At 63.5% G+C, this 22,129-nt stretch carries 26 protein-coding genes; 10 read left to right on the forward strand and 16 right to left on the reverse strand.

Annotated features, from left to right (window positions below; translation table 11 throughout):
- Window positions 1–3: 3 nt before the first annotated feature.
- The 3 genes from ACDELDRAFT_RS08245 to ACDELDRAFT_RS08260 form a co-directional block, all read right to left on the reverse strand.
- Window positions 4–516, reverse strand: a complete 513-nt coding sequence (locus tag ACDELDRAFT_RS08245) for a MaoC family dehydratase (RefSeq protein ID WP_005795455.1) — start codon at window positions 514–516, stop codon at window positions 4–6.
- Window positions 517–733: 217 nt separating this feature from the next.
- On the reverse strand, window positions 734–1,996 hold the full coding sequence (locus ACDELDRAFT_RS08255) for an MFS transporter (RefSeq protein WP_005795459.1): 1,263 nt from the start codon (window positions 1,994–1,996) through the stop codon (window positions 734–736).
- Window positions 1,986–2,474, reverse strand: a complete 489-nt coding sequence (locus ACDELDRAFT_RS08260) for a MarR family winged helix-turn-helix transcriptional regulator (protein ID WP_005795460.1) — start codon at window positions 2,472–2,474, stop codon at window positions 1,986–1,988. The genes ACDELDRAFT_RS08255 and ACDELDRAFT_RS08260 overlap by 11 nt, the downstream gene beginning before the upstream one ends.
- Before the next feature lie 94 nt (window positions 2,475–2,568).
- Between ACDELDRAFT_RS08260 and ACDELDRAFT_RS08265 the strand changes: the two genes are divergently transcribed.
- Both ACDELDRAFT_RS08265 and gloA read left to right on the forward strand, forming a co-directional pair.
- Window positions 2,569–3,120 carry a PaaI family thioesterase gene (locus tag ACDELDRAFT_RS08265; protein ID WP_005795462.1) on the forward strand — a complete coding sequence of 184 codons (552 nt, stop codon included), beginning with the start codon at window positions 2,569–2,571 and terminating at the stop codon, window positions 3,118–3,120.
- Window positions 3,117–3,530, forward strand: coding sequence for a lactoylglutathione lyase (gloA, locus tag ACDELDRAFT_RS08270; protein WP_005795464.1), 414 nt, complete (start codon window positions 3,117–3,119; stop codon window positions 3,528–3,530). Before ACDELDRAFT_RS08265 ends, gloA begins: the two co-directional genes overlap by 4 nt.
- Window positions 3,531–3,677: 147 nt before the next feature.
- Here gloA and ACDELDRAFT_RS08275 read toward each other — a convergent pair whose 3' ends face one another.
- The 4 genes from ACDELDRAFT_RS08275 to ACDELDRAFT_RS08290 are packed head-to-tail and all read right to left on the reverse strand — an operon-like array spanning window position 3,678 to window position 7,124.
- Window positions 3,678–4,688, reverse strand: a complete 1,011-nt coding sequence (locus ACDELDRAFT_RS08275) for a TRAP transporter substrate-binding protein (protein WP_005795466.1) — start codon at window positions 4,686–4,688, stop codon at window positions 3,678–3,680.
- A 46-nt stretch (window positions 4,689–4,734) separates the two neighbouring features.
- Window positions 4,735–6,015, reverse strand: coding sequence for a TRAP transporter large permease (locus ACDELDRAFT_RS08280; RefSeq protein ID WP_005795467.1), 1,281 nt, complete (start codon window positions 6,013–6,015; stop codon window positions 4,735–4,737).
- Between the two features lie 9 nt (window positions 6,016–6,024).
- Window positions 6,025–6,540 carry a TRAP transporter small permease gene (locus tag ACDELDRAFT_RS08285; protein ID WP_005795470.1) on the reverse strand — a complete coding sequence of 172 codons (516 nt, stop codon included), beginning with the start codon at window positions 6,538–6,540 and terminating at the stop codon, window positions 6,025–6,027.
- Complete coding sequence (locus ACDELDRAFT_RS08290) at window positions 6,537–7,124, reverse strand: gluconokinase (RefSeq protein ID WP_005795472.1); 588 nt, start codon at window positions 7,122–7,124, stop codon at window positions 6,537–6,539. Before ACDELDRAFT_RS08290 ends, ACDELDRAFT_RS08285 begins: the two co-directional genes overlap by 4 nt.
- A 195-nt stretch (window positions 7,125–7,319) precedes the next feature.
- Between ACDELDRAFT_RS08290 and ACDELDRAFT_RS08295 the strand changes: the two genes are divergently transcribed.
- On the forward strand, window positions 7,320–8,348 hold the full coding sequence (locus ACDELDRAFT_RS08295) for a LacI family DNA-binding transcriptional regulator (protein ID WP_005795475.1): 1,029 nt from the start codon (window positions 7,320–7,322) through the stop codon (window positions 8,346–8,348).
- A gap of 69 nt (window positions 8,349–8,417) precedes the next feature.
- Here the strand turns inward: ACDELDRAFT_RS08295 and ACDELDRAFT_RS08300 are convergent, their stop codons facing one another.
- On the reverse strand, window positions 8,418–8,963 hold the full coding sequence (locus ACDELDRAFT_RS08300; RefSeq protein ID WP_005795477.1) for an OmpA family protein: 546 nt from the start codon (window positions 8,961–8,963) through the stop codon (window positions 8,418–8,420).
- Between the two features lie 59 nt (window positions 8,964–9,022).
- Here ACDELDRAFT_RS08300 and ACDELDRAFT_RS08305 point away from each other — a divergent pair, with 59 nt between their 5' ends.
- The 3 genes from ACDELDRAFT_RS08305 to ACDELDRAFT_RS08315 all read left to right on the forward strand — a co-directional run bounded on the left by ACDELDRAFT_RS08305 (window position 9,023) and on the right by ACDELDRAFT_RS08315 (window position 11,004).
- Complete coding sequence (locus ACDELDRAFT_RS08305; protein ID WP_005795479.1) at window positions 9,023–9,616, forward strand: gamma-glutamylcyclotransferase; 594 nt, start codon at window positions 9,023–9,025, stop codon at window positions 9,614–9,616.
- 104 nt (window positions 9,617–9,720) lie between these two features.
- Entirely contained in the window at window positions 9,721–10,239 is a 519-nt protein-coding gene (locus ACDELDRAFT_RS08310) for a superoxide dismutase family protein (RefSeq protein WP_005795481.1), read from the forward strand.
- Between the two features lie 150 nt (window positions 10,240–10,389).
- Window positions 10,390–11,004: a DUF4124 domain-containing protein gene (locus ACDELDRAFT_RS08315; protein ID WP_005795483.1), complete on the forward strand. Its 615-nt coding sequence runs from the start codon at window positions 10,390–10,392 to the stop codon at window positions 11,002–11,004.
- Between the two features lie 97 nt (window positions 11,005–11,101).
- Here the strand turns inward: ACDELDRAFT_RS08315 and ACDELDRAFT_RS08320 are convergent, their stop codons facing one another.
- Window positions 11,102–11,692, reverse strand: a complete 591-nt coding sequence (locus ACDELDRAFT_RS08320; protein WP_005795485.1) for a nucleotidyltransferase family protein — start codon at window positions 11,690–11,692, stop codon at window positions 11,102–11,104.
- 171 nt (window positions 11,693–11,863) lie between these two features.
- Here ACDELDRAFT_RS08320 and ACDELDRAFT_RS25980 point away from each other — a divergent pair, with 171 nt between their 5' ends.
- Complete coding sequence (locus ACDELDRAFT_RS25980; RefSeq protein ID WP_005795487.1) at window positions 11,864–11,998, forward strand: hypothetical protein; 135 nt, start codon at window positions 11,864–11,866, stop codon at window positions 11,996–11,998.
- 368 nt (window positions 11,999–12,366) lie between these two features.
- On the opposite strand, the gene ACDELDRAFT_RS25005 is transcribed toward ACDELDRAFT_RS25980, so the two are convergent.
- From ACDELDRAFT_RS25005 to ACDELDRAFT_RS08345, 5 genes are all read right to left on the reverse strand, one after another.
- On the reverse strand, window positions 12,367–13,062 hold the full coding sequence (locus ACDELDRAFT_RS25005; RefSeq protein ID WP_005795489.1) for a hypothetical protein: 696 nt from the start codon (window positions 13,060–13,062) through the stop codon (window positions 12,367–12,369).
- Window positions 13,063–13,067: 5 nt separating this feature from the next.
- Complete coding sequence (locus tag ACDELDRAFT_RS08330) at window positions 13,068–14,105, reverse strand: ParA family protein (protein ID WP_005795490.1); 1,038 nt, start codon at window positions 14,103–14,105, stop codon at window positions 13,068–13,070.
- Between the two features lie 1,103 nt (window positions 14,106–15,208).
- A complete protein-coding gene (locus ACDELDRAFT_RS08335; RefSeq protein WP_005795495.1) occupies window positions 15,209–17,479 on the reverse strand; it encodes a xanthine dehydrogenase family protein molybdopterin-binding subunit in 2,271 nt (756 codons plus the stop codon).
- A gap of 11 nt (window positions 17,480–17,490) precedes the next feature.
- The gene (locus ACDELDRAFT_RS08340; protein ID WP_005795496.1) at window positions 17,491–17,949 is read right to left on the reverse strand and encodes a (2Fe-2S)-binding protein; all 459 of its coding nucleotides are present in this window, start codon (window positions 17,947–17,949) and stop codon (window positions 17,491–17,493) included.
- A 285-nt stretch (window positions 17,950–18,234) separates the two neighbouring features.
- Window positions 18,235–18,807 carry a TetR/AcrR family transcriptional regulator gene (locus tag ACDELDRAFT_RS08345; RefSeq protein WP_005795498.1) on the reverse strand — a complete coding sequence of 191 codons (573 nt, stop codon included), beginning with the start codon at window positions 18,805–18,807 and terminating at the stop codon, window positions 18,235–18,237.
- A gap of 129 nt (window positions 18,808–18,936) precedes the next feature.
- Between ACDELDRAFT_RS08345 and pdxH the strand changes: the two genes are divergently transcribed.
- The 3 genes from pdxH to ACDELDRAFT_RS08360 all read left to right on the forward strand — a co-directional run bounded on the left by pdxH (window position 18,937) and on the right by ACDELDRAFT_RS08360 (window position 20,333).
- Window positions 18,937–19,575: a pyridoxamine 5'-phosphate oxidase gene (gene pdxH / locus ACDELDRAFT_RS08350; RefSeq protein WP_005795499.1), complete on the forward strand. Its 639-nt coding sequence runs from the start codon at window positions 18,937–18,939 to the stop codon at window positions 19,573–19,575.
- 22 nt (window positions 19,576–19,597) lie between these two features.
- Window positions 19,598–19,822: a hypothetical protein gene (locus ACDELDRAFT_RS08355; protein WP_005795501.1), complete on the forward strand. Its 225-nt coding sequence runs from the start codon at window positions 19,598–19,600 to the stop codon at window positions 19,820–19,822.
- Window positions 19,823–19,883: 61 nt separating this feature from the next.
- Complete coding sequence (locus ACDELDRAFT_RS08360; protein ID WP_005795503.1) at window positions 19,884–20,333, forward strand: hypothetical protein; 450 nt, start codon at window positions 19,884–19,886, stop codon at window positions 20,331–20,333.
- Window positions 20,334–20,364: 31 nt separating this feature from the next.
- On the opposite strand, the gene ACDELDRAFT_RS08365 is transcribed toward ACDELDRAFT_RS08360, so the two are convergent.
- Window positions 20,365–21,315, reverse strand: coding sequence for an AEC family transporter (locus ACDELDRAFT_RS08365; protein WP_040328513.1), 951 nt, complete (start codon window positions 21,313–21,315; stop codon window positions 20,365–20,367).
- 124 nt (window positions 21,316–21,439) lie between these two features.
- The coding region (locus ACDELDRAFT_RS08370; protein WP_005795507.1) for a chromate transporter at window positions 21,440–22,129 on the reverse strand (690 nt) is incomplete at its 5' end.

Genomic DNA, 22,129 nt, shown 5'->3' on the forward strand with positions numbered 1-22,129 from the left:
CGCTCATGCGGCACCCGTCCCGTCGGCCGCGGGCTTGCGCGGCACCACAATGCGCACCGTGCAGAGCTGCCGCACGTCGCCGTGCTGGTTGCGGGTTTCGCTGCGCACGGTGACCATGCCGCGGTCGGGCCTGGACCTGGACGGCTGGATCTGCACCACCTCGCTCACCACGTGCAGCACGTCGGTGGCGCGCGTGGGCCGGGGCCAGCTCAGCTCACCCCCGGCACCTATGATGCCGCCCGCTATGGGCAGGCCTGTGGTGACCTGCAGCCGCATGGTGATCGCCGCCGTGTGCCAGCCGCTGGCGGCCAGCCCGCCAAACAGCGTGGAGCGGGCGGCGCTGTCGTCCAGGTGAAAGGGCTGCGGGTCAAACTGCGCGGCGAAGGCCTTGATCTGGGCTTCGTCCATGGCGTGCTCGCCACTCTGGAACCGGTCGCCAACGGTCAGGTCGTCGAGGTACACCGACTGCGCATTCGGCGAGGAATGGGCGGTGGTGCTGGCGTGGGTTGGCTTCATGGCGCGTACTTTCAGTTCAAGCCATCGATGGCAATGCGGGTTTGCAGGGTTTCAATGATTCGCCATGCGGCGGCTGCGCACGTGCTGGATTGCCAGGCCTGCGGCACCGGGTACACGTGAACCCATTGCGCCGTCCTGTGTCCGCCAAACGGCCCCTTGGCAGGCCCATGGGCGTGCACCACACGGGGCGGTACAGGGTTGCGCATCTGCCAAGTGCTCAGGCAGCGGCGGCAGAAGCCGCGGGGCGCACCATGCGGGATTCGCGGATTGGCAGGTTCACCAGGGCAGCCCCCACGGCGAGCGCAATGTCGATGTACCAGACCGCGTCATAGCTGCCGGTGGCCTGGAAGACGCTGCCGCCCAGATAGGCGCCAAAGAAGCCGCCGATCTGGTGCGCCAGCATCACGATGCCAAAGAGCATGGCCATGTTGGCCGTGCCAAACATCTTGGCCACCAGGCCCACCGTGGGTGGCACGGTGGACAGAAACGTGATGCCCATCACGGCCGCAAAGACCAGCACCACGGCGGGTGTCTTGGGCGCCAGAACAAAGACCAGCACCGCCAGGCCGCGCGTGGCATACAGCAGCGACAGCAGCGATTTCATGCGCCAGCGCCCCACGGCCCAGCCCATGCCCAGGCTGCCCACGATGTTGAACAGGCCAATCACCGCCAGCGACCACCCCCCTACTTCCGGTGCCAGCCCGCAGGCGGCGATCACGCCGGGCAGATGGGTGGCCAAAAAGGCGACATGAAAGCCACACACCAGAAACCCGGCCGCCAGATACCGGTAGCTGGGCGAGGCCAGCGCCTGGGCGATGGCCTCGCGCGCGGTCAGTGCCTTCTGGCCCGACGCGGTAGCGGCCTGCGCCGCCAGCGCGCTGGAATTGCCCCTCAGTACCCACACCGCCGGCAAAGCCAGCAGCACCAGCACGCCCAGCCACTGCATGGCGCTGGCCCAGCCCACGGCGGCCGTGAGACTGATGGCAATGGGTGCCATCACGAACTGCCCGAACGATCCCCCCGCATTCACCACGCCGCTCGCCAGTCCGCGCCTGTGCAACGGCACCAGCCGGGCCGTGGCGGCCATCAGCACCGAAGGCCCGGCCATGCCGGCGCCGCCAGCGGCCAGCACGCCGATGGCGAAAATGAGTCCTGCCGTGCTGGTCATGTACGGCGTGATGAAGGTGCCCAGCGCCACCAGCGCCACGCCCAGCAAAATCACGCGGCCAATGCCGATGCGGTCGGCCACGGCGCCGGCAAAAGGCTGCGTCAGCCCCCACCAGAGCTGCCCGAAGGCAAATGCCAGGCTGATGCTGCCAATGCCCAGGCCGGTGGATGTGTTGAGTGGCGACAGGAACAGGCCCATGGTCTGGCGCGTGCCCATGGTGAGCGCGAAGGCGCCCGCGGCGGCCAGCAGCACCAGCCACAGGGCCAGCGGTGCGGCCTGTCGGGTTATTGCCGGGTGTGGGTTATTCGTCATGGCCGGACTCCTGCGCGGGCAGCGCCGCCAACAAAGCGAGCGAATCATCGACCAGGGCGTGCAATGCCTTCACGCGCTCCAAGCCCAGCGTTTCGTTCAGGGCCAGCTGCGCGGCCTTCCAGTGGCGCTGCGCCTGGGCGCGCTTGTCCCGGCCCGCGTCGGTGATGTGCACCAGGCGGCTGCGGGCATCGACACCCGCTTCCAGCGTCACCCATCCGGCATCCACCAGGGGGCGCAGGTTGCGGGTCAGCGTGGAGGCATCCATTTTCATGACCACCGCCAGATCGCCCGGCCGGATGGGGCCCAGTTTGAGCACATGCGACAGCAGCGAATACTGCGTGGTCTTGAGCCCGCACTGCGCCATTTCGGCGTCGTAGTGGTTGGCCACGCGGCGCATCAGCTGGCGCAGCTTGAAGTTGGTACACCCCTGCGGCTGCGCCTGCGGAGCCTGGGAAGCGGGCGTTACGGCAGAGTCCATGATCGGCGTGTCGGTTTGTATAGAAATTATTGTATCTGCAATAATTGCATATGCAATTCTTTTGCTTCAACCACGCTACCGACCAGGACACCCCATGACCCACCACAACCATCTCGAACACTGGCTTGCGCAAGAGCGCGAGATTCTTGCAACGCTGGAGGTCGGCCCCGGCCCGGGCGTGGCGCGGCGTGAACAAATCGCCCACCTGAATGGCCTGGAGCAGATGCAGGCCATGCTGCGGGGCGAGCTGCCCTATGCCGCCATCGCCAAGACGCTGGACTTTTTGATCGTGGAAGTGGGCGAAGGCACGGCCATCTTCCAGGGCACGCCCCGCTTGGAGCACCTGAACCCCATGGGCACCGTGCACGGCGGCTGGTTTGCCACCCTGCTCGACTCGGCCCTGGGTTGCGCCGTGCACACGCGCATGGAGCCCGGGCGTGGCTACACCACTGCCGAGTTGGGCATCAATCTGGTCAAGGCCATCACGCCCAAGGTGCAGCGCGTACGCGCCGAGGGCCGGGTGATCCACTGCGGCCGCCAACTGGCCACGGCCGAGGCGCGCCTGGTCGGGCCTGACGGCACACTCTACGCCCACGCCACCACCACCTGCTTGGTCTTCGACTTGCCGGCACAATCGAAGGGATGAAATTTCTCCACACGATGCTGCGCGTTGGCAACCTTCAACGCTCGATTGATTTCTATACCCAGGTGCTGGGCATGCAACTGCTGCGCCAGTCCGAGAACCCCGAGTACAAGTATTCGCTGGCGTTTTTGGGTTTTGAGGGCGGCAACCCCGGCCAGGCCGAGATCGAGCTGACCTACAACTGGGGCGTGGAAAACTACGACCATGGCAATGCCTACGGCCACATTGCGCTGGGCGTGCCCGACGCCTATGCGGCGTGCGAAAAGATCAAGGCTGCTGGCGGCAACGTGACGCGCGAAGCCGGTCCGGTCAAGGGCGGCACCACCGTGATCGCGTTCGTGACCGATCCCGATGGCTACAAGATTGAACTGATCCAGCGTGCTGCAGACGCTGGCGGTGCCGGCCTGCGCTGACCGGCACGGTTTTTTTACTTTTGCTACTTTTCTGATAGCTTCTTGCGCACGCCCAGCTTGCGCAAGAAGCCATTTTCACCTTCATATTCAGCCCAGGTGCGCACCGCCTGACGGCGGGCGCGCACCCTGTGCCGCGAAGCTGTCGGTTTACTTGCCGCTGCGCGCCTGGGCCAGGGCGCCCTGCACGGCGTCCCACGTGCCCTGCCCCACGCTCTTGGCGATGCCGGCATTCACTGCGGTCAGCTTTTCGCGCATGCGGTTGGCTTCGGATGCCGGCAGTTCGTTGACCTGCATGCCCTTGGCCTTGAGTTCGGCCAGGGCCTTGGCGGCCTCTTCGCGGGTGTCCTGGCGTTCAAAATCGCGGCTCTTGACGGCGGCATCGTGCAGCACCTTCTTCTCGGCTGGCGTGAGCGTGTCCCACCACTTCTTGCTCACCGTGACGATCCAGGGGCTGTACACATGGTTGGTCACCGTCAGGTACTTCTGCACTTCGTAGAACTTGCTCGACACCACGGTGTTGAACGGGTTCTCCTGGCCATCGACGGCCTTGGTCTCGAGGGCCGTAAACAGCTCCGAGAACGGCAGCGGCACGGCGTTGGCGCCCAGGGTCTTGAAGCTGTCGAGGAACACATTGTTCTGCATCACACGCAGCTTGATGTCGTTCATGTCCTCGAGCTTCGTCACGGGACGCTTGTTGTTGGTTAGGTTGCGAAAACCGTTTTCCCAGTACACCAGACCCACCAGGCCCTTGGGCTCGAGCGTGGCCTTGACCTTTTCGCCCACGGGGCCGTCCAGCACGGCATCGGCCTCTTTCACGTTGTTGAAGAGGAACGGCGTGTCCCAGATGGCCATCTCGGGGGAGATGCCGACCAGGGTGGCCGTGGAGCCCACCATCATTTCCTGGGCGCCGCCGATCAGTGCCTGCTGCATCTGCGTGTCCGAGCCCAGCGAGGCGTTGCCGATGGCCCGCACTTTCATCTTGCCGCCCGTGGCCTTTTCGACCTCCTGGGCGAACAGGCGCACGGCGCGGCCCTGGTTGGATTGGTCGACCAGGCCAAAGCCGAAGCGCACGATGCGTGGCTTGAAATCCTGGGCCTGCACGGCGCCCGCGGCAGTGAGTGCGGCCACGACGGCGGCGAGTACAAACTTGATGCGCATGGAAAGTCTCCTCAGAACAGGGATGGAACGGACAGAAAAACAGGGGTCAGTGCAGCCAGCGCAAGGGCGCGGTGACCAGCGACGGGAAGATGACGAAAAGCACCATCAGCACCACATACACCGCCAGGAATGGATTGGTGCCCTTGATGACGGTTTCCATGCGCAGCCGCCCCACGCCGGCCACCACGTTCTGCACGGTGCCCACCGGCGGCGTGATGAGGCCGATGCAGCCCACATAGATGAACATGAAGCCGAAATACACGGGGTCGATGCCGGCCTTGACAGCCAGCGGCGCGCACACGGGGCCGAAGATCAGGATGGTGGGCGTCAGGTCCATGGCGGTGCCCACCACCAGCAAGAACAACATCATCAGCGCCATGAACATCACGGGATTGCCCATGAGGCCGGAGAAGCTGTCGGCCAGCATGTTGGGCAGATCGGCCAGCGTGATCATGTAGGCAGTCACGGTGGCGGCGCCGCACAGGAACATCACCACCGCAGTGGTCTTGCTTGCCGCGAGGAAAACGTCGTAGACATCGGACCAGCGCAGCTCGCGGTAGACAAACATCGACACCACCAGTGCATACACGGCGGCCACGACGGCGGCCTCGGTGGGTGTGAACACCCCGCCCTTCAGGCCGCCCAGGATGATCACCGGCATCATCAGCGCCCAGAAGCTGTGCAGAAGCGCCTTGAGGCGCAGGGGCCATGCGGTGCGGTTCATGGCGGGCAACTGGTGTTTGCGCGCAATCCACCACCACGCGAACACAAGGAACAAGCCCATGATCAGGCCCGGAAACACTCCCGCCAGGAACAGCTTGCTGATCGATGTGTTGGTGGTCACGCCATAGATCACGAACGGCATCGACGGCGGAATGATGGGCGCGATGATGCCGCCCGAAGCCAGCAGGCCTGCGCTGTAGCTTGGCGGGTAGTTCTGCTGGCGCATCATGGGCAAAAGAATGGTGGCCAGCGCCGCCGTGTCGGCGATGGCCGAGCCGCTCATCGATGCCAGCAGCACGGCCGCCCCGATGGCTACATAGCCAAGGCCGCCCCGGATGTGGCCCACAAAGGCCCGCGCCAGGTCGATGATGCGGCGCGACAGGCCGCCCGCGTTCATCAACTCACCGGCCAGGATGAAAAAGGGCACGGCCAGCAGCGGGAAATTGTCAAAGCCGGCCTGCAGGTTCTGCGCCAGCAGTTGCGAATCAAAGAAGTCCAGGTGCCACATCAGGGCGACACCGGTGAGCACCAGGGCGTGGGCAATCGGCATGCCGATCACCATGCCGCCAATCAGCACTGCGAGAAAAATGAGGGTGACAACCATGGTGCGTCCTTATTCCACGATGGCGTCGTCGGTGGCGTGCTCGCGCTCGCGACCCCGCACCAGATCCACCACCACCACCACGAGCAGGCCCACGGCCAGCACCAGCGTGGCGGCGGCGCCCAGCGCCAGGGGGTAGCCCAGCACCGTGCTGTAGCTGCTCAGGCCCGCAACCACCTGCTCCCATGAGCCTTTCAGCAGCAGCAGCATGCAACCGGCCACGAGCAACTGGCTGACCCAGAACAAGGCCTTGCGCGGGCCACCGCTCAGCCGCGACGTGAGCATGTCAAAACCCAGGTGCTTGCCTTCGAAGGCTGCCACGATGGTGCCGATGGCCACCAGCCAGACAAACAGCAGCCGCGAGATTTCTTCGTACGACACGATGCTGGTGGCAAAGCCGTAGCGCAGCACCACGTTCACAAAAACGGCCACCACCATGCCGGCCAGCGCCGCCACCATGGTGCATTCCGCTACGCGCTGCAGCCGGCTCTTGGGTTGCGCGGGTGCCGAGGTTTCAGGGGTGCTCATGCCAGGCCTCCGTTGGTGTCGGTCGCTGCTGCAGTGGCTTGCGGCGAGCCAGCCTTGTCAGCGTTCATCCAGGCCAGCACGTCGTTCACCAGCGCTGGAATGGGGCGCGTGGCGTCCAGTACCAGCACGCCCGCCTCGCCCGCGGGCGATTCGAGCGTGGCAAATTGGTCCGCCACCAGCGCGGGCGAAAAGAAGTGGCCCGGCCGGGCCTGCACGCGCGCCAGCGCGGCGTCGTAGCCGAGTTGCAGAAAAACAAACCCCAGGTGCGGCTGCGCCTGGCGCAGGCGGTCGCGGTAGCGGCGCCGCAGGGCTGAGCAAGTGAGCACCGTGCCCGCTGACCCACCTGCGTTCGGCGTGGCCAGCAGCCCGGCCAGGCGGTCAAGCCAGCCGCTGCGGTCGGCGTCGGTCAGCGGCGTGCCTGCGCGCATCTTGGCGATGCTCTCTGGTGCGTGGTACGTGTCGCCTTCGTGCAGGGCCCAGCCCAGGGCTTCGGCAAAGGCCTGGCCGGCGCTGGATTTTCCGCAGCCGGAGACCCCCATCACCACCAGGGCTTGGTATTTTTGCGTTTGGATAGCGCTATCCATAAAGAGAAATAAAAAAGCGAAGAATGAAAGAACCAAAAAATGGAGTTCTTGCGCGATGAAATCGGCGCAAACACCAGGCCGCAGCAGTAGAACTGCCAACCGTTAAGCGGCCATCAGGTGAAAACCCTTGCTATTTGCAAATGGGATAGCGCTATCATAAATGAGCCCTTCCGCCCTTCTTATCAGGACTAACCCTTGAACGACGCGCCCCGACGACCTCGCCGCAGCAGTGGCCGCACCACACTGGCCGACGTGGCGCGCGCCGCCGGGGTCAGCCCCATCACCGTGTCACGCGCGTTGCGCCAGGAGCGCGGGGTCGATCCCGTGCTGGCCGACAAGGTGCGCCAGGCCGCCGACCAGTTGGGCTATGTGCCCGATGCCGCTGCACGCGCCCTCGCCTCCCAGCGCAGCACGCAGGTGCTGGTGCTGGTGCCCATGCTGTCCAACACCCTGTTCGTTGACGTGCTCGAGGCGGTGCACCGCACGCTGTTTCCGGCGGGCTACCAGCCGCTGATCGGCGTGACGCACTACGACACCGCCGAAGAAGAACTGCTGCTGCGCACCTACCTGCCCCACCGGCCCGCCGGTCTGCTGGTGACGGGCTTCGACCGCAGCGAAACGGCCCGCCAGTTGATCGCCCACAGCGGCATTCCGTGCGTGCACCTCATGGAAACCAGCACAGCGCCCGGCGTGCATTGCGTGGGGTTCTCGCAGGTGGATGCGGGCGCTGCCATCACGCAGCACCTGCTGGACCGCGGGCGCCGCCGCATTGCGTTTTGCGCCGCCCAGCTTGACCCGCGCACCCTGCAACGTGCCGAAGGCTACCGCCGCTGCCTGCGCGCGGCCGGCCTGTACGACCCGCACCGCGAGTTGCTCAGCCCGGAGCGCTCATCCATCTCGCTAGGGGCGCGGCTGTTCGAAGAAATGGTGCAGCGCATGCCCGACATCGACGCCATCTTTTTCTGCAACGACGACATTGCCCAGGGCGGCCTGCTGGCGGCCAACCGCATGCAGGTGCCGGTGCCGCAGCGCATTGCCGTGGCGGGTTTCAACGACCTGGCTGGCAGCGACCAGATGGTGCCGCCACTGACCACGGTGCGCACGCCCCGGGCCGAGGTAGGCCAGGCGGGTGCCGCGATGCTGCTGGCGCTGATGCGCGGCACACCGGTGCCACAAAGCTGCATCCAGTTGAATTACGAACTGGTGGTGCGGGCCAGCAGTTGAGTGGTGCCCTTTGCGGGGCGAAAATAAGCCCGGCATGGCCGGGCTTTCATGGGGGCGTGGGGCCGCCGATCAGGGGGCCAGTGTCACTTCCACGCGGCGGGCTTCGGCGTTGCTGCCGGTGGCCGTGGTTTCTTCGGGTTTCTTGAGTTCGACCTTGTCCTCGGCCACGCCCAGTGCTTGCAAGGCATCGCGCACGGCAAAGGCGCGCTGCTTGGCAAGTTCGGCATTCAGGGCCGCATCGCCCGTGGCGTCATGGAAACCCGACACCACGGCCTTCTTGCCTTCGGCCACGCCTTTGACCACATCGGCCAGCGCCTCGTTGGCACCTGCGGCCAGTTCGGCCTTGGCGGTCGCAAAGTAGAACTTCACCACACCGTTTTCCACGCGCACGCTGGCGGCATCGTCGGCGGCTGCAGGGGCTGCCGCATCGGCAGCGGGGGCGGCAGACGCGGCGCCGGCCGTGGCTGCTACGGCGGGCTTGCCATGGGCCGAACCGCCCACGCGCTTGACCACCACCGTGCCCACCACGGCGGAGATCACCAGCGCAATCAGCGCAAACAGAAAACCAAGGGCAAAGCGTTGCTGGCTGTCGTCGTCAGAACTGCTGAATGACATGGTGAAGAACTCCGTAAATAATGCTTCGTTGGACAAACTCTTGATTCTAAAGTGTGCCCATGACGATGCTCCCCACGCCCATCCGTGACCCGGCCCCCATGCTGGAGCGCGCGCTGCACGAGTGGGGTGGCACGCAGGATCTGTGGGTGTTTGGCTACGGCTCTCTCATCTGGCGCCCCGATTTTGATTTTGCCGAGCGGCGCCTGGCGCGGGTGCATGGCTGGCACAGGGCGCTCAAGATGTGGAGCCGCATCAACCGGGGCACGCCCGAATGTCCAGGCCTGGTGTTCGGCATGCTTCCGGGCGGCAGTTGCCAGGGCATGGTGTTCCGCGTGGACAAGCAGCATGCACGCGAAGTGATGACCACCCTGTGGCAGCGCGAGATGGTCATGGCGGTGTACGACCCGCGCTGGCTTCGCTGCCACACCAACCATGGCCCGGTGAACGCCCTCGCCTTCACCTTGTCGCGCAAAAGCCCCAGCCACACAGGCACCCTGGCCGACCATGAATACTGCCGCATCTTCGCCCAGGCCTGCGGCCGCTTTGGCACCACGCGTGACTATGCGCAGGCCACGTTCGACGAGTTGCGGCGCCTGGGCATTCACGACCGGGCGCTGGCCCGGCTGCTCGCGCTGGCCCAAAAGCAGGCATAGTGCACACTTTGGCGGAACCCGTGCACCGCACGGTGCTGCACTTTCGCCAACGCCCCCGTACCATGCGGCCCGATGTTCTCAACGCAAACCCAGGAGCAACTTACATGAACTTCCGTTTCGTACTGGCTTCGATCGCCGTGGCGTCCCTCGCTGCCTGCGCCACCCCTTCCGCCGGCCCTGCGGCCACGGCCCAGTTGCAACCCACGCGGGGCAACACGGCCACGGGCACCGTCGGCTTTGTGCAGTCTGGCGATGTGGTGAAGGTGTCAGGCACCGTCAGCGGCCTCAAGCCCGGTGCCGAGCACGGTTTTCATATCCATGAAAAAGGCGACTGCAGCAGCGGCGACGGCATGAGCACGGGCGGCCACTTCAACCCCGGCGGCAAGCCCCACGGCCACCATGGCATGGGCGAGCACCACACGGGCGACCTGCCCGTGTTGAAGGCCGATGCCAATGGCAAGGCCAGCTTCAGCTTTGAATCACGCACCATCCGCGTCGGCAGCACGGCCAACGACATCGTGGGCAAGGGCCTCATCGTGCACCGCGACCCCGACGACTACACCACCCAGCCCACCGGCAATGCCGGGCCCCGGCTGGCCTGTGCGGTGATCACGGCCCAGTAAACTGCGCCAGCCCCGCGCACGGCGGCGCCCCGCCTCCGCAACCCCGGCCCCAAGCCGCTGCCCCCTGCAGCGGCTTTTTCATGCGCCAAAGTTTCGTACACGGTCAGCGCACACAGGGGCTTAAACGTTGCTCTCGGTACAGGAGGAACCATGAGAACAAGCACACTGATGGGAATCGCCATTTGCGCGGTCGTGATCTCGACAGCCCAAGCCCAGGTGCATCGCTGCACCAACGCGGCAGGCCAGAGCACATACACCGATGCACCTTGCGCCGAAGGGCAAACCAGCAAACTGATCGAGCGCCAGAAAAGCGCGACAGAGATTGCCCAGGACCGCGCCAACGCAGACGCAGCCGCCGAAAGAAAGTACCGGGCCCAAGCGGCAGAGCGCGCTCAGCAAGACGCACCGCCCACCTCCACCAGCCAAACCAGCGCCCCAACGCCCCTTGCCGCCACACCGGCCTGCAAAAATGCGCAGAAAGAGATGGAGTTCGTCTCCAGCATCCGAACCCTGTCGCCAGATGAAAAGCGCATGCGCGCCAATGCCGCCATCACCAATGTGAACGCCGCTTGCGGCACCAACACACCGCTCATGCAAGAGCCGCCCAAGGTGATTGTGAAAGCCAACCCGGTCATTACCCACTGCGACAGCGGGTTTTGCTACGACGATGCCGGGGCAGTTTACAAAAAGACCAACGCAGACTCCATCACCGCAGCCGATGGTCGCATTTGCACCAAGTCTGCGGGCATCTGGCGCTGCTCCTGAGCCTGTGACGCAGACCAACAGGGTCTGCTGAATCCTCCCGCCGGGGTCGCAATGACCGCATCAGCCGAAGACGTCTTCGGCTGATATCCGCTCCAGATCAGCGCCCGTCAGCGCCTCGCTGCGCCAGCAACGCACCCGCTTTCGCCAACAACGCCTCAGCCTGCTCCAGCGCCTGCACGGTGTCAATGTCCGTCACCACACCTTCGTCCTGCACCGGCACAGGCAGCCCGCACCCCTGCCCTGCCCACTTGCGCACCACGGGCGCGGCGCCTTTCTCGCCCTGCAAGCTCAACAAATCCGCCAGACAGTCTCGCCCAAACGCCACCGGGTGCCCCCGCTCGCCCGCAAACTCCGGCCACGCCACCACGGCCCGCTGATCCAGCAGCACCTGCGCCATGGCCTGCAGCGTGGCGGGTTGCACCAGTGGCAAATCGCCCGGCAACACCAGCCAGCCCGCCGCGTTGGCTGTGTGACGCACTGCGGCGGCAATCGAATCGCCCATGCCGGAGTGGCCCGCATCCTCCACATGCCACGGCAAGCCGCTGGCGCGCACGGCATCCAGCGTGTGCTGCAACACCGGCTTGCCCGCCAGCAAGGCTTGCAGCTTGTGCGCCGTGCCGCCGGATGCCTTGAAGCGTTCGCCCCGGCCCGAGGCGAGGATGAGGACGGTGGGTGATGTCAGTGACATGGGTGTGGATGAATGGAAATGCCTGATGCTGAGGCCAGCCGCATCATGGCATCCCTGCGCAGCAACGGCTGGGCCGTGGGCGGCAAACTGCGCCGCGACCAACCCCGTGCACATCCGCGCTGACTGCAGCCCTACTGCGTCGGCCTGCGCGACCACGACAAACCATCCTATGTGAGCAAGGCAAGCGCCAAGGTCACCCTGCTCAATGGCACCGGAGAGCAGAACGTGACTCTGGTGCCTGCGGGCGACCGGCTGGAGGCAAAGGGCAGCTTTCGCGTAGCGGCGGGCACCAAGTCTCTGGCGTAGGTGAAGTTGGGAGGACGGTGTTGTCGGCAAGGCTTGAGATGAAGTGATTGCGATGCCGCATACACACCCCAACAGCACACTTCCAAATTAATAGCTGCTAGCGCATATCTGTAAAGCGCTAGCGGCTCTTTTCGCTCGATTCTGAGAGGCTAGGCTACTAGCTAGTCCGCTATCGGCCAGAAGCGGTCTGTGGCGGCAGATGAAAGCGGACGCTCAACGCTCAGATTAACCGGCGCCGGAGCCGAAGGCGGAGGGCACCAATACTGGCCATAAAAATGCCGAAGGCATGGCCAGTATTGGCGTCCGCGTTGAACCGCCACTTATACAAAATATACATTGCCTTTGTAGAAAGGCATAGGTTTTTACCATCAAGCCAAAACCGAGGGATAAAAAATTTCAACTCCATCCATATAGGGGGTAAGCGTCGCGCCTGATAGCGCAACAATCAGGTTTTGAAGCCAACGATGCTTGGCCAATTCGTGCTCGTTTCCTTCGAGGAAGGATTTCTCTGAATTATATATAGACTTTGCGAGATAATAACACTCCGCTGATGATTCACCAACAATATTCAGGAAATAAATTCCATTTTCTTTGCAGATTAGTTTTTCGTCGTTAATTTCAATTATTGCGGCTTCAAGCTTTTCGCCTAGCTTCATCATCTCAATGATGTTCTTGTCAATGACAATTCTAGGATAAATTGCTTGTTTTTGCTCTATTTCGTAAGCAATCGGAAGTGCGTGACTGTAAGTGAGTGATCCGGATTTGAAGTGTGGCGCAAATGATATTCCGCCTCTGATAAACAGACCATTCTTAAGAAATGATCTGTGAACACGCACAAGTGTCCGTAGAAAATCCGGAAATGGTGTTGATGGGTGCGTGCTGACGATGATTGTGTCGCTAATGGCTTGATAGCTAATTTCAGTTTCATTGATGCCATTCAGCACGGATAGCGCAGATTCTAGTTTTTGTTTGAAGTCTTCCTTGCCGTTGTGGCGGTCATCGTTGATTTTGTTCTTATAGCCAAGGACATCAAGTAGGGAGACGAATGTGTAGGGAATCGCCATACGATTTACTCCATCGCTACAGCAATTTTTCCAATTTCTGATTTGTATTCTTCCATTCGGGCCACCCAATCGCTCCACACAGCACCCCGGTAGTAATCGCCATCCGATGATGCGTGCACAGTGTCGGGTTGCGCAATATCAAATATTGCTTTTCCTACAATCTGTGCGACAGGAGCCATTGCTCCGACGTCACGAATTGATGCGACAAAGGGATTGGAAAGCAGGGACTTTTGATTGGGTAGCAACTTTCTCCCCGGCCCAGATAGCAGTAAGTTGACGATGCCATCTTTAATAAGCTGCTCCCATTTTAGGTACGACCCCTTCTTTTTTCCGGCTCGGTGAATTTTGTAGTTGTTTACAATCGCGCCGTAAAATTTTGGCGTGGCAAATGGCGCCTTGATGCCGTACGGGTCAAATGTGGCGATAATTAGCTCATGCCGAGTGAGCCATTCGTTCATGATCGATCCCATACCTTGTATTGCTTGGTATGAAAATCTGTCAGGGGCAGTCGGAATGAATACGCCGTCGCACGAAAGGATTGTCATGCGAGTGATTGATCCGGCGCTTGGGCCAACATCGCATAGGATATAGTCGAATCCATGCAGGGTGCCTAAATCTCTGAGCATTCTGCTCATTACTGCATACGTGTTTTTGTCGTGTATTGACTCGGTGACCGCTTGAGATATTGCGAGGGAGAAATACTGCTCAGCTCGTGAGAAGTTGATGTCACCACGCAAAATGCTTAGATTTTTATATATTGGCGATGGGGTGATGTCTATATTTTTAACATCAATTCTCGCTGTGTCGCCATCAAATCTCGGCTGGAGTGCTTCGTATATGCTGGTTCCCGGCAGGGGGAGGTCGGGGTCATCGAAGTTGTCTGCGGAACAAAAGAACAACTCCGTGCAGTTGCATTGCGGATCGCAATCCACTAACAATACTTTCTTTTCTTGGACTTGCGCCAGATATACGGCCATATTGAATAGTGTGGTTGTCTTCGCGACGCCGCCTTTGTTGTTGTACAGGGAGACGATTTTTGTCATTTGAGTTTCCTTTTTCTTTTGTTTGGTCTTGTTGGAGGTAGGTGTGGCCTATGTTGTCTAACGCCCTGGTTAACCGGCGCCGGCAGCCGAAGGCAGGATGGCACCAAAATAGGCCATGAAAATGCCGAAGGCACGGTCTATGTTGGCGTCCGCGTTGAACCTAAAGTTAGGCCGGGGCGCGAAGTGGAAGGTCGCTCTCATGATTTTTCCAAGAATGGCTTTAGGTGGGGGCAAAAATTACAGCAGACGCCCGCAGTTAGTGCAGCGAGCTTTTTTGAAAAGGCCTCGCTTTTTGGGTATTGAGAGCGTGCGGCAATGCCCACAGAAGCGTTCCGGATGATTAGTCCGCCACTTGATCTGTGATTTGTTCACTTGACTAATTTGTGCCTGTGCCTGTGCCTGTGCCTCTATGTGCCCGCTTGTACTTTGGCTCAGTCCTCGCTTTGGTGGAGGAGGCTCAGGCCAAGCAAGCCAAGCTGCTGCGACAACGGCGAAGATATCAACCAAAGCGTAGTGTGGGCTGCCTGTTAAAAGGCCTAAAGATCCAGCTGCGACGACTGCAACAGTTGTTGCTAACCTGCTCTTGGTTTGCACCGCTACCCAAGCTACTGCAATGGCTGGAATTGCGGCAATGGCCAATACTGCGAGCGACATGAGGGTGCGGTCCCAAGAGGTGCTATGAGCGATAAGGTTCAACCGATTTCAACAAGCCTAACGCAATTTATCCCGCAGGATCTGCGGGATAAACATCGACCATGTGGGATATTCTGGACACTGTTTCCTCCTGAAATCGGCTTGCAGCCTGGGTCCGCAAGCGTAGGGCTGTGGAAATGTTCAGGTATAAAGATTCCTGCAAACCGGGCAAGCTTCCGCTGAGCAAACTATAGCCTGCGAACGTGCAAAGGCAGGGGTGACGGCGCTCAAGTTTGGGCCGCAAGCAGAACAAATGACCGGATTGGAGAGTTACGCTCAACGTCGCCTTCGGGTCGAAAGCGGTCCTCTAACCTGACCTAAACAACGCCTGACATATCCAAACCTATCGGCTGAATGAGTCAAAAAAAAAGCGCCGGGCTCTTTCAAACCCGGCGCTTATATGCAGACAGTTAAGCCAACTTAAACGGCAACTCCCTCGGCGTCTTCCCCGTCAACCTCGCCACCGCATTCGCTAACGCAGGTGCCAGCGGTGGCAACCCGGGTTCGCCCATCCCCGTGGGCGGCTCTGCGCTCGGCACGATGTGCACGGCCACCTGGGGCATGTCGGTGATGCGGGGCACGGCAAAGTCGCTGAAGTTGCTTTGCTCCACCATGCCGTCCTTCAGCGTGATGGCGCCGCCGGGCAGGCACATCGACAGGCCCATCAGCGCCCCGCCCTGCACCTGGGCTTCCACGCTCTTGGGGTTGACGGCCAGGTTGCAGTGCACGCCGGCCGTCACGCTGTGCAGCTTGGGTGTGCCGTCTTTGCTGACGGAGGCTTCCACCACGTACGCCACCACCGAGCTGAACGACTCGTGCACCGCCACGCCCCAGGCGCGGCCTGCGGCGAGCTTCTTTTTGCCGTAGCCGGACCGGTCTACCGCCAGTTGCAGGGCGGCCTTGTGGCGGGGGTGTTTGTCGCCCATCAGGCGCAGGCGGTAGGCCACGGGGTCTTGCTTTGTCGCGCGGGCCACTTCGTCCAGCAGGGTTTCCATGGCGTAGGCGGTGTGGGTGGAGCCCACGCTGCGCCACCACAGCACGGGCACGTTGACCTGTGGGTGGTGCACAGACAGGCGCATGGGGATGTTGTAGGGCTCTTTCATGCCCTCCACCGCCGTGGCGTCCACGCCGTTCTTGACCATGAAGGCCTCGAACGGCGAGCCTTTGAGGATGGACTGGCCGACGATGACGTGGTCCCACGCCAGGATGTTGCCCTGGGCGTCGAAGCCGATCTCCGCCCGGTGCACGTGCATGGGGCGGTAGTAGCCGCCCTTGATGTCGTCCTCGCGGCTCCACAGGGTGCGCACAGGGGCGGTGATGCCTGCGGTGTGCGCGGCCTTGGCCACGCCGCAGGCTTCCACCACGTAGTCGCTGGTGGGGATGGCGCGGCGGCCAAAGCCGCCACCGGCCATTTGGGTGTGCACCTTCACGTTTTGCGGCTGCACGCCCAGCACCTTGGCGGCGGCCATGGCGTCCAGGCCGGGCATCTGGGTGCCCATCCACAGCTCAACCTTGTCACCGTCAAGCTTCACGGTGCAGTTCAGCGGCTCCATGGGCGCGTGGGCCAGGTAGGGAAAGGTGAACTCGGCGCTGATCTTTTGCGGCGCATTGGCCAGCGGGGCCACGTCTGCGGGGATGGCGATGGTGCCGGTTTGCTGGGCCAGGGCACGGTACTGGGTGAGCAGCTGGGCGGTGTCGGCCTTCTCCACGTTGGAGGTGTCCCATTCCACCTTGAGCGCATCGCGCCCCTGCTTGGCGGGCCAGTAGCCGTCGGCAATCACGGCCACGCCTTCGCCGCCACGGTCGGTGGGCACGCGCAGCACGGCTTTCACACCCGCAATGGCTTTGGCGGCGGCGTCGTCCAGCGACTTCACCTTGGCGCCAAACACGGGGGGGCGGGTCACCACGGCCGTGAGCATGCCGGGCAGGCGCACGTCAATGCCGTAGTCCTGCTGGCCGCTGGATTTGGCCTTGGCGTCGAGCCGGCCTGTGGGCTTGCCGATAATGCGGAACTGTTTGGGGTCTTTGAGGGTGACTTTCTCGGGCACGGGCTGCTGCATGGCGGCCTCGGCCAGTGCGCCGTAGGCCAGCTTCTTGCCGCCGGGGCCCACCACAAAGCCTGCGTTGGTGCGCAGGGTGGATGCGTCCACGCCCCACTGCGCAGCCGCAGCAGACACCAGCATGGCGCGGGTGCGGGCGCCCAGCTCGCGGTACTGGGTGTACGAGTTCTTGATGGAATTGGAGCCGCCCGTCAGGTGCATGCCAAACGCCGGGTCGGCATAGGCGGGGCTGGCGTCGCCGTGCACGCTGCGCACCTTGGCCCAGTCGGCGTCCAGCTCTTCGGCCAGGATCATGGGCAGGCCGGTTTGCACGCCCTGGCCGAAGTCCAGGCGGTTGATGGTGACGGTAACGGTGCCGTCGGCATCAATGCGCACGAAGGCCGATGGCTGCTCGGTCGGCTTGAGCCCGCCTGCGGGCGAAGCGCCTTGCGCGCCTGCGGTCAGCGGAAACGCGCCCAGCGCAAAGCCGGATGCGGCCGCCACCTTGAGGAAGGTGCGGCGCGGCACGCCTTCGGCTGCTTCGTTATTCATAGCACCTTGCGCTTGCTCCATCAGCGCGCGAAGGTGTTTTGGCATGAAATGATGTGCTTGGCCCTGCAGGGCAAGGGTGTCGAAGTGCATGGCAGTCTCCTTCAGGCCAGCGATTGCGCGGCGTCGTGGATGGCAGCGCGGATGCGCACATAGGTTCCACAGCGGCAGATGTTGCCCGCCATGGCGGCGTCGATGTCCGCATCGCTCGGTTTTTTCTTGCCCCGCAGCAGCGCGGTGGCACTCATGATCTGGCCGCTCTGGCAGTACCCGCACTGAGCCACATCGTGCTTGACCCACGCGGCCTGCACGGCCTGGCCCACCTTGTCCTGCCCCACCGCCTCGATGGTGGTGATCTTCTGGCCCACCGCCGCCGAGATGGGCGTGCTGCACGAGCGCACGGGCGCGCCATTCAGCAGCACGGTGCAGGCGCCGCACAGCGCCTGGCCGCAGCCGAACTTGGTGCCAGTCATGCCCAGCGTATCCCGCAGGGCCCAGAGGATGGGGGTGGATTCGTCGGCATCCACAGCCGTTTCTTTGCCGTTGATATGAAGGGTGGGCATCGTAGGACTCCTTGGGGTGAAGGAAAAGCGCTCAAAAAAACAGCGCAAACAGGTGCGGCGTAGAGGTCGCTGGGGGCCGCTGGGTTGTTTTAAGAGAATATTTATTCGATTAAACCGCAAAATCGGCCATCGTGCATTTCAGCGATGGCGCGCACCTGGTGCCCCTGCTGCGCTTGAAACGGGCGCAGCGCACGTCCCGGCCGCCCGGCAGGGGCCGCCCCGCAGCGGGGGACATGGCCCCCACAGGGACGAAGGCGCTCAAGGCAAGTGGGGAAGTGCTTCATCTCAAGCCTTGATCGCATCCCAGCACAGGCTGAAAGCCATCTGGTGCGTGGCCTCGTCGTCCGGCAGGGCCTTGGTGCGGATGAGGTTGGCCGTCTCGCGCACCGACCCTATCAAGCTGGCCGTGAGCAGCGGCGCGGGCACGGCTTTCAGGATCTCCTGCTGCTGGCCCTCCTGCATCAGCGCAAAGAAACCGGCCATGAGACGGGTGGAAAACTCGCGGTTGCCCTCGGTGAACCAGGGCGAGTTGTAGTACTGCTCCTGGAAGACCACCTCGGCATACTGGTCCAGCCGATGGCGCAGCAGGTTGCCCCATATGCGCCGCACCCGGGCGCGGTAGGGCATGCCGGGCTCCACGCCTTCCATGATGCGGGCCGCCGTGACAGTCTTGGCGTCCTGGTAAAGCTGGCTGATGAGCTCGTCCTTCGACGGGTAGTACACATACAGCGTGCTGGTGGCCATGCCTGCGGTGCGGGCGATTTCGGCCATGGTCAGGCCGCTCAGGCCCGTGCGTGCCACCAGATCAAAGGTGGCCTGGGCGATGGCGCGCTGCTTTTCGTCGTCTTTGGGCTTCATGGCGGGGCCAATATAGGCGAATATTCATTCGACTTCAATGCAGTGCGGCAATGTCCTCCGAGCCGCCGTGGGTGCGCCGCCCCCCGCCACCTGGCGGGCGGGCCGATCGTGGCGTGCACAATCGCGCACATGACCACCTCCATCGCCGACCTCCGCAAGAGCTACGAGCGCGCCGAACTCAACGAGGACGCCTCGCACGCCGCCCCCCTGCAGCAGTTTGACCAGTGGCTCAAGGAAGCCATTGCCTCCGAAGTGCCCGAACCCAATGCCATGACCGTGGCCACGGTGGGCAGCGACCTGCGTCCCAGCACGCGGGTGGTGCTCATCAAGGGCTATGACGAGCGCGGCATTGTCTGGTTCACCAATTACGACAGCCGCAAGGGCCGCCAGATTGCCGGCAATCCCTATGTGGCGTTGCAGTTCCATTGGGTGGAGCTCGAGCGCGTGGTGCGCATCGAAGGCATCGTGGAGAAAGTCAGTGACGCGGAGAGCGACGAATACTTTGCCAGCCGCCCACTCGACTCGCGCATCGGCGCCTGGGCCAGCCCGCAAAGCCAGGTGATTTCGGGCCGCAGCGTGCTGGTGGCCAATGCCGCCAAATATGGTGCGCAATTCATGCTGAAGCCGCCGCGCCCGCCGCACTGGGGCGGCTACCGCCTCAAGCCCGACCAGTGGGAATTCTGGCAAGGCCGCAAGAGCCGTCTGCACGACCGGCTGCGCTACCGAATGGAGGGCGACGCCTGGGTGCGTGAGCGGCTGGCGCCCTGACCTCACAAACCAGCGCCCCCCCATGGCTTGCCTGCTGCTTGCCGCTCTGATTGTGCTGGTGGGTGTGCCTGCATCCCGGCATCTGCGGGATGTCAGGCCCTGTCCCGTGGCGGCGGTGCTGCCGCCCATGCTGTTCCGGGCGGGCAATTGGCGGCATCAGGGCCCCTTGGACTTCCGGCCCATCATGGCGCTGTTCTGCCTGGTCGCCGCATCGCTCGCGGTGGCCGAGGGCGGGCTCTCCATCTAACGGATCACCGAGCCCCCGCCCCGCGCGGACATTGACTTCCCCTGTACGGCACCCCGTGCCGATGCGCAAACTCCCCCTGCTGCTGCTTTTCATGGCCGCGCCCGCCATGGCCGACGCGCTCACCGCCGGCTGCCTGCGCGGCCACGGCAGTGACTTCAATGCCGAGGTCTGCGCCATCGCCTCGCCCGTCACCAAGAACGAGGTGCAGGCGGCCAGCAAGCAATGGCATGAGAGAAACGGCGCGCGCCTCAAGGAACTGCAAGCCGCATGCGAGGCGCGGCTCCAGCGCGTCTATGGCGGCGACCAGGAGCGCATCCGTGCCGACCGGGAGAAAGCCCAGGCCCTGCTGGAGACCTTCAAGCAAGAGGCCTTGACCAACCCGTCCACCGGGCCCGACTGCCCAGCCTATGCGGGCGACTTTGCCGCTGGCGGCCCCAGGATCGACATCGAAGCGCAGATGATCCGCAAAGTGCGCGACAGCCCCGGCGAGCCCATGCGCTGGCGGCAGTGACGTTTTTTCTGCCGGCCTTCGTCGGCCTGCCTCAAACGTAGCGCGCCACCAGCAGCAGCAGCACCGGCACCGTCAACAGCGCCAGTGCCGTGGACACCGCGATGCTGGCGGTGACTTCTTCCTGCGCCACCTCGTAGCGCTGGGTGAACAGGAACACATTGGCGCCCACCGGCAGCGCCGCGGCGGCCACCATCACGCCCAGCGAAAGCCCCGACAGGCCCATGGCCCAGCCCAGGGCGCCCAGCACCAGCGGGTGCACGATGTTCTTCACCAGGGCAATGCGCAGCGCCGCCTTGAAATGGGTGCCCACCGGGCTGAACGCCAGCGTCACACCCACCAGCAAGAGCGCAATGGGCCCCAGCGCCTGGCCCAGCAATTGCAGCGGCTTGCCCACCATCTCGGGCACCACCAGGCCCGTCTGCGCGAACAGCAGGCCCGCGATGATGGGCAGCGGCACCGGGTGCAGGATGCCGTTGCGCACGGCCTGTAGCACGGTGCGCCACATGGGTTGCTGCGCCCCGCCCGAGCGGCCTGCGTGTTCGCGCGCGGCGGCCAGCTCGAACACCACCGTGGCGGCCGTGAGCAGGATGAGCGCGTGCACCGAGATCAGCGTGAACAGCGTGACCAGCCCGGCCTCGCCGAACACCAGCCCGACCAGCGGCACGCCGATCATGATGGTGTTGCTGAAGGTGTTGGCCAGCCCGCGCGCCGCCGCCAGCGTGCTGAAGCCCTGCAGCGCCAGCGTGGCCGTGAAGATCAGCCCGGCCGCGGCAAAGTAAACCGCCACGGGCTCGAAATTGAGGTCCTGCACGTGCACCGTGCTCATGGTGCGAAACAGCAGCGCGGGCGTAAGCACCATGAACACCAGGTTGGACAGGTCTTTGACCGAGGCCGCCCGGATCCAGCCGCGCCGCCCCGCGAAAAAGCCCAGCGCAATGAACAGGATGACGGGCACCAGCGAAGAGAAGACGGGAGAGTTCAAGATCGGGCGGGCGCAGTGCGCAAAAAGCTGGAAATGCGGCCACGCGCACAAGGCGCTGTGACTATTGTTTTGATAGCTGGTGGCGCTTTGCTGTCAAGCGCAAGCGGCCATTCTGGCTTAAAAATCAGATTCCTGTGGGCCACAGCACACCTGCTGCGCCGCAGGCCAGCACCACCGCCCAGGGCGGGGCGCGCCAGAACACCAGCGCCACAAAGGCGGCCAGCGCCAAGCCGAAGTCGGCCGCGCCGTGGATGGCGCTGGTCCACACCGGGTGGTAGAGCGCCGCCAGCAGCAGGCCCACCACCGCCGCGTTCACCCCGGCCAGTGCCGCCTGTGCATGCGCGCTGCGCCGCAGTGGCTCCCAGAACGGCAGCGCCCCGGCCACCAGCAGAAACGATGGCACGAAAATCGCGAAAAGGCACACCGCCGCGCCCAGCCAGCCGCCCGGCCAGACCTGCATGGAGGCACCCAGGAACGCAGCGAACGTGAACAAGGGCCCCGGCACCGCCTGAGCGGCGCCATAGCCGGCCAGAAACGCGTCATTCGGCACCCAGCCCGGCCCCACCACCTCGGCTTGCAGCAACGGCAGCACCACGTGGCCACCGCCAAACACCAAGGCCCCTACGCGGTAGAACGCATCCACCATGGCCAGCAGCGGGCCGGGCCACAGGCGCGCAGCCAGCGGCAACAGCGCCAGCAGGGCGGCAAACACGGCGAGCAGCACAGCGCCGGTGCGGCGGCGCAGCGGTACGTGCAGGCCCTCCGGCGCATCGATGGCGGCTTCTGGCGCCGCCGCCCTGCCCCGCCCAAAAAA

This window comes from Acidovorax delafieldii 2AN (genome assembly GCF_000175235.1).
GTDB classification, from domain to species: Bacteria; Pseudomonadota; Gammaproteobacteria; order Burkholderiales; family Burkholderiaceae_C; genus Acidovorax; species Acidovorax delafieldii_B.

Excerpts from the sequence above, each read along its gene's own strand:
- ACDELDRAFT_RS08245 (WP_005795455.1), bottom strand. The coding sequence starts at position 516 with ATGAAGCCAACCCACGCCAGCACCACCGCCCATTCCTCGCCGAATGCG.
- ACDELDRAFT_RS08255 (WP_005795459.1), bottom strand. The coding sequence starts at position 1,996 with ATGACGAATAACCCACACCCGGCAATAACCCGACAGGCCGCACCGCTG.
- ACDELDRAFT_RS08260 (WP_005795460.1), bottom strand. The coding sequence starts at position 2,474 with ATGGACTCTGCCGTAACGCCCGCTTCCCAGGCTCCGCAGGCGCAGCCG.
- ACDELDRAFT_RS08265 (WP_005795462.1), top strand. The coding sequence starts at position 2,569 with ATGACCCACCACAACCATCTCGAACACTGGCTTGCGCAAGAGCGCGAG.
- gloA (WP_005795464.1), top strand. The coding sequence starts at position 3,117 with ATGAAATTTCTCCACACGATGCTGCGCGTTGGCAACCTTCAACGCTCG.
- ACDELDRAFT_RS08275 (WP_005795466.1), bottom strand. The coding sequence starts at position 4,688 with ATGCGCATCAAGTTTGTACTCGCCGCCGTCGTGGCCGCACTCACTGCC.
- ACDELDRAFT_RS08280 (WP_005795467.1), bottom strand. The coding sequence starts at position 6,015 with ATGGTTGTCACCCTCATTTTTCTCGCAGTGCTGATTGGCGGCATGGTG.
- ACDELDRAFT_RS08285 (WP_005795470.1), bottom strand. The coding sequence starts at position 6,540 with ATGAGCACCCCTGAAACCTCGGCACCCGCGCAACCCAAGAGCCGGCTG.
- ACDELDRAFT_RS08290 (WP_005795472.1), bottom strand. The coding sequence starts at position 7,124 with ATGGATAGCGCTATCCAAACGCAAAAATACCAAGCCCTGGTGGTGATG.
- ACDELDRAFT_RS08300 (WP_005795477.1), bottom strand. The coding sequence starts at position 8,963 with ATGTCATTCAGCAGTTCTGACGACGACAGCCAGCAACGCTTTGCCCTT.
- ACDELDRAFT_RS08305 (WP_005795479.1), top strand. The coding sequence starts at position 9,023 with ATGACGATGCTCCCCACGCCCATCCGTGACCCGGCCCCCATGCTGGAG.
- ACDELDRAFT_RS08310 (WP_005795481.1), top strand. The coding sequence starts at position 9,721 with ATGAACTTCCGTTTCGTACTGGCTTCGATCGCCGTGGCGTCCCTCGCT.
- ACDELDRAFT_RS08315 (WP_005795483.1), top strand. The coding sequence starts at position 10,390 with ATGAGAACAAGCACACTGATGGGAATCGCCATTTGCGCGGTCGTGATC.
- ACDELDRAFT_RS08320 (WP_005795485.1), bottom strand. The coding sequence starts at position 11,692 with ATGTCACTGACATCACCCACCGTCCTCATCCTCGCCTCGGGCCGGGGC.
- ACDELDRAFT_RS25005 (WP_005795489.1), bottom strand. The coding sequence starts at position 13,062 with ATGGCGATTCCCTACACATTCGTCTCCCTACTTGATGTCCTTGGCTAT.
- ACDELDRAFT_RS08330 (WP_005795490.1), bottom strand. The coding sequence starts at position 14,105 with ATGACAAAAATCGTCTCCCTGTACAACAACAAAGGCGGCGTCGCGAAG.
- ACDELDRAFT_RS08335 (WP_005795495.1), bottom strand. The coding sequence starts at position 17,479 with ATGCACTTCGACACCCTTGCCCTGCAGGGCCAAGCACATCATTTCATG.
- ACDELDRAFT_RS08340 (WP_005795496.1), bottom strand. The coding sequence starts at position 17,949 with ATGCCCACCCTTCATATCAACGGCAAAGAAACGGCTGTGGATGCCGAC.
- ACDELDRAFT_RS08345 (WP_005795498.1), bottom strand. The coding sequence starts at position 18,807 with ATGAAGCCCAAAGACGACGAAAAGCAGCGCGCCATCGCCCAGGCCACC.
- pdxH (WP_005795499.1), top strand. The coding sequence starts at position 18,937 with ATGACCACCTCCATCGCCGACCTCCGCAAGAGCTACGAGCGCGCCGAA.
- ACDELDRAFT_RS08355 (WP_005795501.1), top strand. The coding sequence starts at position 19,598 with ATGGCTTGCCTGCTGCTTGCCGCTCTGATTGTGCTGGTGGGTGTGCCT.
- ACDELDRAFT_RS08360 (WP_005795503.1), top strand. The coding sequence starts at position 19,884 with ATGCGCAAACTCCCCCTGCTGCTGCTTTTCATGGCCGCGCCCGCCATG.